Genomic DNA, 13,761 nt, shown 5'->3' with positions numbered 1-13,761 from the left:
CCCCGTTCATCATGAATTCGCACCATGCCGGTTGCGGTGCGTCATTTCCAGGCCATATGAATTCTGTACCCTGACAGCAGTCGGATTTTGAGGATGGCGCCATGTCGATCGAAGTGAAATCGGAAACCGGGTTCTTCTCGCGGACATTGGCCAGCCTGCGCGAATTGTGGGCGGATATGGCGGGCAGCGAACCCGTGGCGAACCTCAAGCCTGATTTGGTTGGGCGGGACACGGAATCCGTCCGCAAGCAGATGATTGCCTGCCTGGACGGCAAGGGCGGAGAGGTTTCCGCCCGTCAGCGGGCCGCCGGATTGGGCCAGGCCTATCTGTCCTTGAGCCGCGAGGGGCGCAAACGCTTCCTTCTATTGCTGGCGACGGAATTCGGCACCGACCCCTTGGCCATCGATCAGGCCATCGACCGTCTGCATCTGGCATCGGACCCGGCGGCGCGCGCCACGGCGGAACAGGCGCTGCGCGAGGCTCTGACCGCGCGGCGGATCACGCTTCTGACGCAATTCAACGCCCTGCCGCAGGGGGTAAAGTTCCTGGTCGATATGCGCGCGGATATCCTGTCCATGCTGCGCGAGGAACCGGCTTTGCGCCCGTTGGATACCGATCTCCAGGCCATGCTGATCAGTTGGTTCGACATCGGCTTTCTGGAAATGCAGTCGATTTCCTGGCGGTCGCCCGCGTCTCTATTGGAAAAGCTGATCGAATATGAGGCCGTGCACGAAATCCAATCGTGGCAGGACCTGCGCAACCGGCTGGCGCCGGATCGGCGTCTCTTTGCCTTCTTCCATCCGCGCATGCCGGAAGAACCGTTGATCTTCGTTGAGGTTGCGCTTGTCACCGGCATGGCGGGTAACGTTCAGGCCCTGCTGGATGAATCCGCGCCGACGGAAGATGCGACCCAGGCGGATACGGCAATCTTCTATTCGATTTCCAATACCCAAAAGGGCCTTCGCGGCATCGGCTTTGGCAATTTCCTGATCAAACGCGTCGTCGGGGAATTGAGCAAGGAACTGCCGAACCTGAAGACTTTCGCCACCCTGTCACCGATTCCGGGCTTTCGCGCGTGGCTGGACACGGCCCTGGCGGAAGGGCGTCCGAATGTCCTGACGGCGGATGACCGCGCGAAACTGAAGGCCGCGGTCGGCAAGACGGTCAGCAAGGGGCAATTGCCGAAGCTGATCGACGATCCGGCTTGGCGGGACGATCCGGCCTTGGCGGAAGCCTTGCGGGAACCGATGATGCGGCTATGCGCGCGTTATCTGGCGAAGGAACGGAAGCGCAAGATGCCGTTGGATCCGGTCGCGCGATTTCACCTGACCAACGGCGCGCAGATCGAACGGATCAACTGGCTGGGCGACCGATCGGACAAGGGCCTGACCCAGTCGGCGGGCATGATGGTCAACTACCTTTATCGCCTGTCCGATATCGAACGGAACCACGAAAAACTGGCGTCCGACGGGACTGTCGCCTTTTCCAGTCAGATCAAGGCGTTGCTGTAGAAATTTCCACTCTGAATGGCACAGGAATTGCTTGGTCTTCCGGTATGGAGGGCCCTGTGGCATGCGTTTGTCGTTCTTTTCCGGCCGCCCTTCGGCCGATGAAACCTTGTCCGAATTTTCCCCCGGTCCCATGGGCCGGGCACGGCGTATCATGCGCTCCAAGCCGCCCCGGTCCCTCGACCGGCGACCGGACCCGCCGCCGCTGGACAATCCCGACGCCCGTGTCCGGGTCAGTACCGAGGCTGCCTATCTGATGGCGGGCGACCGCTATGATCCGGCGTCCATCACCCCCAATGAAATCGTGGATATGACCGAAATCCTGCTGGCCGGGCGGGTGATTACGCGCGGGGATCAGGCAATTTTGCTGAACGGCCCGACGGGCGGCGGCTATCCGCCGGACCGTGCCGGGTCGCCGCGCGACCTGATTGCGGATTGGCAATCCGCCCTGGCGGCGTCCGTCGGCCGATCCAATCTAAACGGTATCAGTCGGGCGACGCAGGCACTGGGCATTCTTGGCCGGGTTGCGGCGACAAGAATGCCCGGTTGACGGTCTGCGACAGATTTTATTCGGCCGCTGCGACCGTGGTATGCCGCTTCGCCCAGACCGGTTGCGCAGCGTCGGATGCTTTCTGGTAATAGTGGGAAAACTCCTCCAGGGCATCGATCCAGGACGAGATTTGCGTCTTATCTGTTACCTCGAAGGCATCGATCCCGGCGCGCAGCATGAACAGATATTGATCGCGCAGCACGTTGCCCGTTGCCCGGATTTCACCGCGATAGCCGTACCGCTGACGCAGCAACCGGGCATAGGAATACGCACGGCCGTCGGTGAAAGCCGGGAAATCGACCGCGATTACCTTCAGCCGGTCCAGATCGCCGGCAAGCGCCGCCACATCGTCGCCGGGCGACAGTTTCACGCCGATTTCCGCCTGACTGCGCAGCAACGAATCCCGTTCCGCGATAAAGCGGGCGAAGGGCACGATGGTCGGGATATCCGGTTGCACCGGCGTGTCGGCATCTGCCGTCAGCCATTGGTCGGAAACCTGTTTGCCGTCCTTGATCAAAGCCATGGTTCGATCCTTCCTTACGCGGCCTTCGCGCCGTAGAGACGTTCCTTGAACGGATCCTGTCCGACGCGGTCCAACGTGTCGATGAAGCGTTCTTCCGGATTGGCGCGGATCGCCAGATAGGTTTCCACCACGGTTTCCACCGCATCGATGATGCCGTCGTAGGAAAAACCCGGTCCGGTGATGCGTCCGATGGCGGCGGCTTCATCCGCGCGCCCGCCGAGCGTGAGCTGATAATGTTCCTCGCCCTTCCGGTCGACGCCCAGAATGCCGATATGGCCGACATGGTGATGTCCGCAAGCATTGATGCAGCCGGAAATCTTGATCTCCAGCGGGCCGATATCGAACTGCCGGTTCAGATCGGCGAAGCGTTCGGAAATGCGCTGGGCGATCGGGATCGACCGCGCATTGGCCAGGTTGCAGTAATCCAGCCCCGGGCAGGCAATGATATCGCCCGCAAGACCGATATTGCCGGTCGCCAATTCCGCCGCCTTCAGCCGGTCATAAACGGCCGGCAGGTCGGACAGTTTCACATGCGGCAGCACGAGGTTCTGCTGATAGGTCGCGCGGATTTCGGACCCGACGGCAAAGGCATCGGCGATATCCGCCACCGTATCCATCTGATCGGCGGTGATATCGCCGGGAATGCCGCCGGTCGGTTTCAGCGAAATATCGACGATGGCATAACCGGTCTGGCGGTGCGGCTTCACATTGCTGCGGACCCAGGCGGCGAAATCGCGGTCTTCGAAGCGCCGGGCCTCGAACCCGCGATCCGTATCGGCCAAAACCTCAAAGGCAGGGGCGGAGAAATAGGAGGCGATGCGGTCGCGTTCGGCGGTGGGAAGGTCCACCGACGTTTCCTTTTGCATGGCCTCCCATTCGGCCTCGACCAGGGAGCGGATTTCCTCCACACCGACTTCATGTACCAGGATTTTGATGCGTGCCTTGTACTTGTTGTCGCGCCGACCCAGCATATTGTACACGCGCAAGACCGCTTCCAGATAGGACAGCAGGTGGTCGCGCGGCACGAAATCGCGGATGGTTTTCGCAATCATCGGTGTGCGGCCCTGACCGCCGCCGACCATGACTTCGAAGCCGATTTCCCCGGCCTCGTTCTTCTTCGCGATCAGGCCGATATCATGGACCCGAACGGCGGCCCGGTCATGCGTTGCGCCGGTGACCGCGATCTTGAACTTGCGCGGCAGGAACGAAAATTCCGGGTGGAAGCTAGACCACTGGCGGATGATCTCCGCCCAGGCGCGGGGGTCTTCGACTTCGTCCACCGCCGCCCCGGCATAGGGGTCCGCTGTCGTATTGCGGATGCAGTTGCCCGATGTCTGAATGGCGTGCATTTCGACATCGGCCAGTTCGTCCAGGATATCCGGCGTTTCGTCCAGCTTGATCCAGTTGAACTGGATGTTCTGGCGCGTCGTGAAATGGCCGTAGCCCTTGTCGTAGACGCGCGCGATATGGGCCAGCTTGCGCATCTGCCGGGCGTCGAACGTGCCATAGGGGATGGCGACGCGCAGCATATAGGCGTGGATTTGCAGGTACAGACCGTTCATCAGCCGCAGCGGCTTGAACTCGTCTTCCGTCAATTCCCCGGCGACGCGGCGCGCGACCTGTCCCCGGAACTGGCTGACCCTTTCGCGGACCAGCGTGGCGTCGAATTCGTCGTAGCGATACATCAGGCAACCTTTCCAAGTCGCGATTCCGGTTCGGCCTGCTTGCCGAGGTCCAGACGAACGGTCGGGCCCAAGGCGCGGATCCGTTCCTTCAGTTTCGACGGGACAGGGGCGCCGTCCCGGATTTCCATGTCGATCAATTCCGCGTCGACGACGATACAGTCCGCCGTCGCCGTGCGGGCGGCGTCTTCCAGCGCGGCGATGCCGTCCGCGTCTTCTTCGACACGGGCCAGGGTTACGCGCGTTTCCCAAATGCCGGTCCGGGACAGCCACACGGCCTCGCCATCGGACAGTCGGTTTGCTTTCAGGGCTTTGGCTGCCATGGGTCTCTCTTTCCGATCAGGCAAAACGGACGGCCGGGACGGTTTCCCGCGCCGCCGAACCGTGACGAAGGGTTTCGAACATTTCTCCCGGTGCGGTGCCGGGCAGGGTCAGGATTACCGCCGATAGGCCCTTGCCGCGAGCCGTGCAGGCATCGCTGATCGTCCGGGTCATATCGGTGAAAGCGCTGTGATCGGCATCGCGGCGGGCCAGTTCCAGCACACGGCTATCGAAGCGGGCGTCATGGAAAACGACATCGGCGCGCTGCAACCGGCGCAGTCCGCGCAGGCTCAACAAGTCCGGCTGGGTCGGGTCCAGTTCGATGACGGTCACATCGCCGGTAACCTGCTTACGGCTGTCATGCCGGTTCAGGTCGGACAGCATGGCTTCCCGCGCGGCGGTTTCCTCACCACGCAGAACCATGTCGGAGACGGGACCGTCGAAGAACTTTTCCCAAAATGCCTTACGCTGTTTCCCATGCGGGATCGTACCCGCGACGGCGGGACGGAAGCTGGCGGCGAAGCGGGCCAGCGCGCCCAGCTTTTCGGGCAGTGCGGATTCGACGGTCTCCCGGATATTGCGGGCCAACACCGGGGCCGCGCCGCCGGTGGAAATCCCGACGACGACGGAGTCCCGATCCACGATGGACGGGACGACGAAGTCGCAATTGTCCGTCCGGTCGACCGCGTTTACCGGCACATGGGCGTCTTTCAGGACGGCGATCGCAGCCTCCGCTTCCGCGTCGTCTTCCGTGGCGACGATGGCGAAGGCGGTGTTGTCTGGAATGTCTTGCGGGCGCAGTGCTCCGGCGACCAGCGTGATCCGGCCATTGTCTCGCAGGCCTTCGATTTCCGCATCGATCGGGCCGGTGGCGAAGACGGAAACCTGCCCCGGCGTCCGGGTGACGAGCCGCAGCTTCCGGACAGCCGCATCGCCGCCGCCGACAACCAGCACGGTTTTGCCTTCCAGCTTCCAAAAGGACGGGAAAACGTCCATCGGTCTCTCCGCTCGTTAAAAACACACAAAATTGTGTGTTAAAAATTGTTAGACGTAATATAAGTGTGAAATAATAATTTGTCCATATTCTCACGATAAAATTCGTGTGTGCGAAATGGAACAAGCCTTGTGTCGCATGGACCAAGGCCTGGCCCGAAAAACGGGTGTAGGTCAGAAGGGATATGACCCGCCTGGGGTCAGTTTGCGATCTTGGTTCCGAACCCATTGGCCAGACAGACGGCCAGGGTATGGGTGGCGATCGCCGTATCCTGCACGCCGGTGCCGGTCAGGTCGCACAGGGTAATTTGATCCGCGTCGGTGCGGCCCGGTATAGTGCCGGACAGGATCGCTCCCAATTCGGCGACGGGCATGTCTTCCGGAACGGTCCCCGCGCCGATGGCGTGGTGCAACTCGCCCAGATGGGCCGATTGCTGATGCCGGTCGCAGGCGAAGACATCGACTTCGGCAATGACTTCCGGCGCAATCTCGTTTTTGTGTTCCGCGTCCGATCCCATGGCGGTGATGTGCAGACCGGGATGCAGCATATCCGCCGTGATCAGCGGCGAGCGGCTGGGCGTCGTGGTGACGACGATGTTCGATCCTGTCACCACATCGGCGACACTGTCGGCAACGCGAACCTCCGTGCCGGTGGCGCGTTCGATGTCGTCCGCGCAGGCGGCGGCCTTTTCGGCGTCGCGGCCCCAGACCAGGATGGTTTCGATGGACCGCACCATGCACAGGGCCTGCATCTGCAAGCGCGCCTGGACGCCGGTGCCGATCACGCCCGCGCGGGTCGCATTTTCCCGCGCGAGGGCCTGGGCGGCGACGGCGCCCGCGGCCGCGGTCCGCACATCGGTCAGATAGCCGTTGTCCAGCAGGATCGCCCGGACGAAACCGGTATCCGCGTCATGCACGATCATCAAACCGCTGGTGGTCGACAGGCCCTTTTTGGGATTGTCGAAAAAGCCGGGGCTGACCTTGATCGCGAACCCGTCGAGACCGGGGACATAGGCGGTCTTCACATCGACCTCCCCATTTTTGTCTTCCATATCCATGCGCAGGATAGGCGGCATGGAAACGGTGCCGGCGGACAATTGTTCGAAGGCTTTGCCGATCAGGCTGACGGATTCGATGTCCAGGGTCACCGCCTGGCGCAGTTCGTTTTCGGTAAGGATCAGGACTTCGCGCATCAGGCTTTCCTTTCCTGCTTGAGGTCCACGTCCTCTCCGCCCGCGATCCGGGTGAAGATATCCATATCGACATTACGCCCGCTGATGACGACCGCAACCCGTTCCTGCGGCTTCACCGCGATTTTTCCCGCCATAAGCGCGGCGACACCGACGACCGCCCCGCCTTCGGCGACCAATTGCTGGTCGCGATACAGGGCACGCATGGCGGCGGCGATTTGGGCTTCCGAAACCAGACAAGTTTCATCCACCAAATCGCGGATCATGGTGAAGGTGTGGTCGTTGTCCAAACCGATCCCGCCGCCCAGAGAGTCGGCGAGAGTCGGCTCCTCCACCACATCGACGGGATGACCGGCCTTCAGGCTTTCGACCATCGCCGGGCCGCGGTCCATGGTGACACCGACCAGACGCGTATCCGGTTTACGCGCCTTGATCGCGGCGGCGATCCCGGCCAGCAACCCGCCGCCGGACAGCGGTACGACGACCGTGTCGACATCTGCCCAGTCTTCCAGGATTTCCAGTCCGATGGTGCCCTGTCCCGCGATCACCGCCGGATGATCGAAGGGGGAGATGTAGACGAGGCCCTCTTCCTCCATCAGGCGCAGGGCTTCCCTTTCCGCGTCGTCCTGGCTTTTGCCCGCAATGCGGACTTCGCCGCCGAAGCGTTTGATGCCGTCGATCTTCACCTGCGGAACCAGTTCGGACATGCAGATCACCGCCCGCACGCCCAACTGCTTCGCGGCAAAGGCGACGCCGCGCCCATGATTGCCGGTGGAGCAGGTGACGACGCCCTTCGCGCGATCCGCCGCATTCAATTTCTGAATCGCATTCGTCGCACCGCGCAGTTTGAAGGCGCCGGTCGGCTGCAACAGTTCGAGTTTCAGGCGGACCTCCGCCCCCGTCGCATCGGACAGGGGATAGGCGGGCACCAGCGGCGTGCGCAGGACATGCGGCGCGATCTGCGCCTTGGCGTCCTCAATATCAGCGATTGTGATTTTCTGTTCTGTCATGGCGCGCAGGATAAGCGGTTCGGGTAGCGATCCGCAAGAAAGCCCGGCAAGAAAACCTCATAAGAAATCGACACGAAGGAATCGCGTGTCGCAATTAGGATGGAGCAGCCCTCGAAGCGGTGCTATCGCACTGTTCGAGGGGTTTTGCGGAGTTGGGGCATGCAGGAAATCACCAGACTTTCCGCCGGGCAATTGGCCGACGGCATGCGGCGCGGCACGTTTCGCTGTGTCGAGGTTATGCGGGCATTTCTGGATAGAATCGAAACCCACAACGCACGGGTGAACGCGATCGTCCAATTGGACCCCCAGGGCGCGATGGCGTCGGCGGAAAAGGCCGACCGCGACCGGGAGGCCGGTTTGCCGCTGGGGCCCCTGTTCGGCGTGCCCTATGCCGTGAAGGACGGGTTCGACGCGGCAGGCTTCGCGACGACTTACGGCGCGGCGGCGCTGCGCAACAACCGCGTGGACACCGATCATTGCCATGTCGCGCGGATGAAGTCGGCCGGGGCCATCGTTATCGGCAAGACGAACATGCCGGAATTCGCCTTCGGCGAGGATACGGACAACGCGCTATGGGGGCGGACCCGGAACCCCTATTGCCTGGATCGCAGTCCGGGGTCCAGTTCGGGTGGGGCCGGGGCGGCCCTGGCGCTCGATCTCGTCCCCCTGGCCGATGGCAGCGACCTGGGCGGGTCGCTGCGCATTCCGGCGGCTTGGTGCAACACGGTCGGCATTCGGCCCAGCGTTGGAGTAATCCCGGCGGCCCCCTGTAAGGCGCCTTATGATCGGCTGCATGTCATAGGACCGATGGCGCGTCGGGTGGACGATATCCGTCTGGCCCTGTCGGTCATGGCGGGGACGGACCCGCGCAGCCCCTTCGTCAGCCCGGTCGCCCGGGACGCGTTCGATACGCCGCTGACCGGGGATCTGTCCGGGCTGCGGATTGCCTTTTCCGTCGGCAAGTCGGCCTTCGATATCGACCCGGCGGTCACGGCGGCCCTGGCCCCCTGTGCGGAGGTTCTGGAACAGGCCGGGGCGACGGTCGAAGGGGCCGACCCCAATGTCGCCTTCGTCGCCCGCAGCCAATCCGTGTTCCGGGCTGTCTGCGCGGCGGATCATGCCGGATGGGCGGCGGACGAATACGGATTGCGCCTGGGGCACACGATCCTGGACCTCGTCGGCCAGTCCCGGCGCTTGAGCGGGTTGCAGATCGAACGGGCGAAAGCGGCCCAGACGAAAGGCTGGGCGCGCTTGCAGGCGTTTTTCGAAAACTTCGACCTGATCGTCTGGCCGACGACCAGCGGCCCGCCCTTCTTCGCCAAGGATGCGGTGGAGGATGGCTACGATTGGGGTACGCTTCTGGTCAGCCCGGCGCTGGACCTGCCGTCGGTATCCGTGCCGGGCGGCATGATGCCCAGCGGACCGTCGGGCGGATTGCCGGTCGGCCTACAAATCATCGGCCCGCCGGGCGCGGACCGGATGGTTCTGGAAGCGGCGGAAGCGATCGAGCGCGGCCTCGCGGTCTGGGAAAAGAACCCGCCGCGCACCGACCTGGAGTTAGTCTAGCCCATAACCTTCCGGCGCGGGGTCGACATCCATCAGGCGCTGACGCACCTGCTGCTCGACCGCGTCGAAGCGCTGCACCACGTCCCGGCAATACGGGTTGAAGCGGAAGACTTCCTCAAACAGGCGGGAATCGTGCCGCACGCTGTCCACGGCATCCATCAGGAAACCGAAGGACACGGTATCGATTTCCGTGCGTTCGAACCCGCCGCGCGCGATCACCTGACCGACATAGTGGGTCAGGAACAGGGTTTCCGCGAGTTCGCGGTCGTGTTCGTCCGCCGTCTTCTCAACGATGTCGAAGCCTTCGCGGCTCAGATAATCGCGGATCGGCGCGAAACGCTCCAGCGGCAGGTTGCTTTCCGTGATGACGACGCGCAGGCCAGTCACGTCGCCGCCTTGCTTCGTGTAGGATTCCGGGCCGAACATCGGATGAGTGCACAGATGCGGCTGCCCCGGCAGGATCTTGCGGATCAGCGCGCTGGTGTAGCGTTTGACCGTCGCCACATCGATCAGCACCGTTTCCGGGCGCAGGCGTCCCTGGATATCCAACAGGGTTTCCTCATAGGCCCCGATCGGCACGCAGAGCAGGACCGCGTCGCAGTCCAGAACCGCGTCCAAATCCGTAAAGACGCCGCCTTCCGACACCCGCTTGCGGGCATAGATACGCAGGTCCGCTTCCGGAAAGAAGCGTTCCGCCATGCGATGCATGAAGGCACCGAAATGCCCGTATCCGATAATGCCCAGACTGACCATGGTTCCTGTTCCAACAGCGATTGCGCTGCTTCCCTAGCGGCTTCCGCGCCGAACGGCAACCGATCAGCGACTTTTGGGAACGAAATTGGGGAACGGTGGACTCGCCGATTTGCGGCGCGGTATAACGCCCGTAACGACATAGGCGGGAGGCGACAGCCATGACCGAATTCGACAAGAAGACATTGGCCGATTGGGAAGCCCTTCTGGAGAAGGAAACCAAGGGCAAGTCCGCCGCGGATCTGACCTGGCCGTCCCCTGAAGGCATCGCGATCAAACCGCTGTATACGGAGGCCGATCTCGACGGGTTGGATCATGTCGGGACGCTGCCCGGTTTCGCGCCCTTCACGCGCGGGCCGAAGGCGACGATGTATGTCGGGCGGCCCTGGACGGTCCGGCAATATGCGGGCTTTTCGACAGCGGAGGAATCCAACGCCTTCTACAAGCGCAATCTCGCGGCCGGTCAGAAGGGCCTGTCCGTCGCCTTCGACCTCGCCACGCATCGGGGGTATGACAGCGACCATCCGCGTGTTGTCGGCGATGTCGGCAAGGCAGGCGTCGCCATCGATTCCGTCGAGGATATGAAGATTCTGTTCGACGAAATCCCGTTGGGCGAAATGTCCGTATCGATGACCATGAACGGCGCGGTCCTGCCCGTCCTGGCCGGGTATATCGTCGCGGCGGAAGAACAGGGCGTTTCCCGCGATCAACTGTCCGGCACGATCCAGAACGACATCCTGAAGGAGTTCATGGTCCGCAACACCTATATCTACCCGCCGGAACCGTCGATGCGGATCATCGCGGATATCATCGAATACACCGCGCAGCACATGCCGAAGTTCAATTCGATTTCGATTTCCGGCTATCACATGCAGGAGGCGGGCGCGACCCTGACCCAGGAACTGGCCTTCACCCTGGCCGACGGGTTGGAATATGTCCGCGCCGCCGTCGCCAAGGGGTTGGATGTCGACGCTTTCGCGCCGCGCCTGTCCTTCTTCTTCTGCATCGGTATGAATTTCTTCATGGAGGTGTCGAAGCTGCGCGCCGCGCGCTTCCTGTGGGCGGAACTGATGCAAAAGCATTTCCAGCCGAAGAAGGCGCAGTCGCTGATGCTGCGCACCCATTGTCAGACGTCGGGCTGGTCGCTGACGGAGCAGGATCCCTATAACAATGTCGTGCGCACGGCGGTGGAGGCGATGGCCGCTGCCCTGGGCGGAACGCAGTCGCTGCACACCAATGCCTTTGACGAGGCCATCGGCCTGCCGACCGACTTTTCCGCACGAATCGCCCGCAACACGCAGTTGATCCTGCAGGAAGAAACCCAGATCACCCGCACCGTCGATCCCCTGGCCGGGTCCTATTATGTCGAGAAACTGACCGGCGACATGATCGAGGAGGCCCGCCGCCTGATCGCGGAGGTCGAGGAAATGGGCGGCATGACCAAGGCCGTCGATACCGGCTGGCCGAAGATGAAGATCGAGGAAAGCGCCGCCGCCCGTCAGGCCCGCATCGACCGGGGCGAGGAAACCATCGTCGGCGTGAACAAATACAAACCCGCCGACAAGGACGAGATCGACGTCCTGCAAATCGACAATACCAAGGTCCGCGACGGGCAGGTGGCGCGGCTGAAGAAAATCCGCGAGTCCCGCGACAATGCGGCCTGCCATGCGGCGCTGGACGCGATTACGAAAGCGGCGGAAAGCGGGGAAGGCAACCTGCTGGACCTCGCCGTGAACGCGACGCGAGCCCGTGCCACGGTCGGCGAGATTTCCGATGCGATGGAAAAGGCGTACTCCCGCCACCGGGCGGTGATCCATTCCATCTCCGGCGTCTACGGCTCCGCCTATGAAGGGGATGAGGGCTTCATGAAAATTCAGAAGGATATCGACGGTTTCGTGGAACGCCATGGCCGCCGCCCGCGCATGCTGGTGGTCAAAATGGGCCAGGACGGCCACGACCGTGGGGCCAAAGTCATCGCCACGGCCTTCGCCGATATCGGCTTCGACGTGGATATCGGCCCCCTGTTCCAGACACCGGAAGAAGCCGCCATGCAGGCGATCGAGGCCGATGTGCATGTCGTCGGCGTGTCGTCCCAGGCCGCGGGACACAAAACCCTGGTGCCGCAAATGATCGCGGCGCTGAAGGAACAGGGCGCCGACGATATCCTGGTCGTCTGCGGTGGCGTCATCCCGCCCCAGGACTATGACTTCTTGATGCAGGCAGGCGTCGCGGCGGTCTATGGCCCCGGCACGAACATCCCGGCGGCGGCGGGCGAGATTCTGGCCCTGATCGACAAGGCGGCGGACGCGCAAGCGGCGGAATAGGTCGAATAGCCGGACTTGTTGGCGCCACAGCGACATTCGCGGCGCGTCTGGATAAGTGTGCGCTGCACCTAAATGACGCGCATTGACAAGAAACCCACGAAAGATCATACGCGATTGGAGCGACGGTCTATAATAAGGGCCGTCACCTATAAGCGCGCAATGTCGCATATGGTCTAATGGGCTTTGATGGGGCTGGGTTGGTCGATGGCGGACCGGATGTTCAAGCGGGTTGCCGGTACGGGGCCGGACAAGGTCGTGATCGTGCTGATCCCGAACTTCTCGATGATCGCGCTGTCGGGCGTGGTGGAACCGATGCGGCTTGCCAACCGGGCCAGCGGCAAGACTCTGTATGAATGGGAATTGGCCAGCCGCGATGGGGAGCCGGTGCAGGCGTCCAATGGCATGGCCCTGGTGGCGAACCGGTCGGTCGCGGATTTCACGCAAACCCCGGCCAATGTCATCCTGTGTTCCGGTATCGACGGCCATGTCTATAAGGACAATGCGGTGTTCGGCTGGCTGCGGCGCTGGGCGCGGGAAGGCGCGCATATCGGCGCGGTCTGCACCGGCGCGCATGTTCTGGCCCATGCCGGATTGTTGAAAGGCTATCGCTGTACCATCCATTGGGAAAACCTGGATAGCTTCACCGAAGAATTCCCGGACCTGGACGTCCGCGCGGAATTGTTCGAAGTCGACCGAGATCGTTTCACCTGCGCAGGCGGGATCGCGGGCCTGGACATGATGCTGCAGGAAATCGCGGCGAAGCACGGTCAGGAATTGGCCGCCGCCGTTGCCGAGCAGTTCATGCATGAACGCATGCGCGAAGGTCATGATGATCAGCGTCTGCCGCTGCAGGCCCGGCTGCGCATCAGCCATCCGAAACTGATCCGCGCGATTTCCGAAATGGAACGCAACACGGAAGAAGCCCTGACCCGCGACGAAATCGCCGACCGGGTCGGCCTGTCCCGGCGTCAGTTGGAACGCCTGTTCCGGCGCTATCTGAACACCAGCCCGGCGCGCTATTACCTGAAAATTCGGTTGAACCGGGCCCGCACGCTGCTGACCCAGACGACCATGCCGGTGACCGAAGTCGCCTTTGCCAGCGGCTTTACCTCCGCGTCGCATTTTTCCAAATGCTATCGCGACATGTTCGGCCGGACCCCGCGCGCGGAACGCCGCAATCCCGGCGCGCCGATAGACGAGGGGCTGCGCGATCCGGGTCTCGACTTCCTGGACGCGACCAGCGACCTGTCGGAAGACGGGTTCGAGGATGACGACTTCGAAGACGATTTCGACGACGACGAGTTGGATTAAGACTGTTGTCACCTTGGCGCAGGCCAGGGTCCA

Annotated in this window: 12 protein-coding genes; 5 read left to right on the top strand and 7 right to left on the bottom strand. The window is 62.5% G+C overall.

Annotated features, from left to right (window positions below):
- Positions 1–101: 101 nt before the first annotated feature.
- Entirely contained in the window at positions 102–1,511 is a 1,410-nt protein-coding gene (locus HH303_RS03405; RefSeq protein WP_169623783.1) for a malonyl-CoA decarboxylase, read from the top strand.
- Between the two features lie 61 nt (positions 1,512–1,572).
- Entirely contained in the window at positions 1,573–2,058 is a 486-nt protein-coding gene (locus HH303_RS03400; protein WP_169623782.1) for a hypothetical protein, read from the top strand.
- A gap of 16 nt (positions 2,059–2,074) precedes the next feature.
- On the opposite strand, the gene HH303_RS03395 is transcribed toward HH303_RS03400, so the two are convergent.
- The 6 genes from HH303_RS03395 to eutB form a co-directional block, all read right to left on the bottom strand.
- Positions 2,075–2,581: a DUF934 domain-containing protein gene (locus tag HH303_RS03395; protein WP_169623781.1), complete on the bottom strand. Its 507-nt coding sequence runs from the start codon at positions 2,579–2,581 to the stop codon at positions 2,075–2,077.
- A gap of 14 nt (positions 2,582–2,595) precedes the next feature.
- Positions 2,596–4,266 (bottom strand): nitrite/sulfite reductase, encoded by a 1,671-nt coding sequence (locus HH303_RS03390; protein WP_169623780.1) that lies wholly within the window; start codon positions 4,264–4,266, stop codon positions 2,596–2,598.
- The gene (locus HH303_RS03385) at positions 4,266–4,586 is read right to left on the bottom strand and encodes a DUF2849 domain-containing protein (RefSeq protein WP_169623779.1); all 321 of its coding nucleotides are present in this window, start codon (positions 4,584–4,586) and stop codon (positions 4,266–4,268) included. Before HH303_RS03385 ends, HH303_RS03390 begins: the two co-directional genes overlap by 1 nt.
- A 16-nt stretch (positions 4,587–4,602) precedes the next feature.
- Positions 4,603–5,580: a precorrin-2 dehydrogenase/sirohydrochlorin ferrochelatase family protein gene (locus tag HH303_RS03380; RefSeq protein ID WP_169623778.1), complete on the bottom strand. Its 978-nt coding sequence runs from the start codon at positions 5,578–5,580 to the stop codon at positions 4,603–4,605.
- Positions 5,581–5,777: 197 nt separating this feature from the next.
- Positions 5,778–6,770, bottom strand: a complete 993-nt coding sequence (locus HH303_RS03375; protein WP_169623777.1) for a cyclodeaminase — start codon at positions 6,768–6,770, stop codon at positions 5,778–5,780.
- Entirely contained in the window at positions 6,770–7,777 is a 1,008-nt protein-coding gene (gene eutB, locus HH303_RS03370) for a hydroxyectoine utilization dehydratase EutB (protein WP_169623776.1), read from the bottom strand. Before eutB ends, HH303_RS03375 begins: the two co-directional genes overlap by 1 nt.
- Before the next feature lie 159 nt (positions 7,778–7,936).
- Here eutB and HH303_RS03365 point away from each other — a divergent pair, with 159 nt between their 5' ends.
- Positions 7,937–9,343, top strand: coding sequence for an amidase (locus tag HH303_RS03365; protein ID WP_169623775.1), 1,407 nt, complete (start codon positions 7,937–7,939; stop codon positions 9,341–9,343).
- On the opposite strand, the gene HH303_RS03360 is transcribed toward HH303_RS03365, so the two are convergent.
- Positions 9,335–10,096 (bottom strand): prephenate dehydrogenase/arogenate dehydrogenase family protein, encoded by a 762-nt coding sequence (locus tag HH303_RS03360; protein WP_169623774.1) that lies wholly within the window; start codon positions 10,094–10,096, stop codon positions 9,335–9,337. The two genes, HH303_RS03365 and HH303_RS03360, sit on opposite strands and share 9 nt — an antisense overlap.
- Positions 10,097–10,254: 158 nt before the next feature.
- Between HH303_RS03360 and scpA the strand changes: the two genes are divergently transcribed.
- Positions 10,255–12,417: a methylmalonyl-CoA mutase gene (scpA, locus tag HH303_RS03355; protein WP_169623773.1), complete on the top strand. Its 2,163-nt coding sequence runs from the start codon at positions 10,255–10,257 to the stop codon at positions 12,415–12,417.
- Between the two features lie 204 nt (positions 12,418–12,621).
- Complete coding sequence (locus HH303_RS03350; protein ID WP_227421490.1) at positions 12,622–13,728, top strand: GlxA family transcriptional regulator; 1,107 nt, start codon at positions 12,622–12,624, stop codon at positions 13,726–13,728.
- Positions 13,729–13,761: the final 33 nt, after the last annotated feature.

The sequence above is a fragment of the Pacificispira spongiicola genome (assembly GCF_012926505.1).
In the GTDB taxonomy this organism is placed as follows: Bacteria; Pseudomonadota; Alphaproteobacteria; order UBA8366; family Aestuariispiraceae; genus Pacificispira; species Pacificispira spongiicola.
The sequence above is the reverse complement of the archived record's forward strand: the minus strand, read 5'-3'. Positions and strand labels throughout refer to the sequence as shown.

Excerpts from the sequence above, each read along its gene's own strand:
- HH303_RS03405 (WP_169623783.1), top strand. The coding sequence starts at position 102 with ATGTCGATCGAAGTGAAATCGGAAACCGGGTTCTTCTCGCGGACATTG.
- HH303_RS03400 (WP_169623782.1), top strand. The coding sequence starts at position 1,573 with ATGCGTTTGTCGTTCTTTTCCGGCCGCCCTTCGGCCGATGAAACCTTG.
- HH303_RS03395 (WP_169623781.1), bottom strand. The coding sequence starts at position 2,581 with ATGGCTTTGATCAAGGACGGCAAACAGGTTTCCGACCAATGGCTGACG.
- HH303_RS03390 (WP_169623780.1), bottom strand. The coding sequence starts at position 4,266 with ATGTATCGCTACGACGAATTCGACGCCACGCTGGTCCGCGAAAGGGTC.
- HH303_RS03385 (WP_169623779.1), bottom strand. The coding sequence starts at position 4,586 with ATGGCAGCCAAAGCCCTGAAAGCAAACCGACTGTCCGATGGCGAGGCC.
- HH303_RS03380 (WP_169623778.1), bottom strand. The coding sequence starts at position 5,580 with ATGGACGTTTTCCCGTCCTTTTGGAAGCTGGAAGGCAAAACCGTGCTG.
- HH303_RS03375 (WP_169623777.1), bottom strand. The coding sequence starts at position 6,770 with ATGCGCGAAGTCCTGATCCTTACCGAAAACGAACTGCGCCAGGCGGTG.
- eutB (WP_169623776.1), bottom strand. The coding sequence starts at position 7,777 with ATGACAGAACAGAAAATCACAATCGCTGATATTGAGGACGCCAAGGCG.
- HH303_RS03365 (WP_169623775.1), top strand. The coding sequence starts at position 7,937 with ATGCAGGAAATCACCAGACTTTCCGCCGGGCAATTGGCCGACGGCATG.
- HH303_RS03360 (WP_169623774.1), bottom strand. The coding sequence starts at position 10,096 with ATGGTCAGTCTGGGCATTATCGGATACGGGCATTTCGGTGCCTTCATG.
- scpA (WP_169623773.1), top strand. The coding sequence starts at position 10,255 with ATGACCGAATTCGACAAGAAGACATTGGCCGATTGGGAAGCCCTTCTG.
- HH303_RS03350 (WP_227421490.1), top strand. The coding sequence starts at position 12,622 with ATGGCGGACCGGATGTTCAAGCGGGTTGCCGGTACGGGGCCGGACAAG.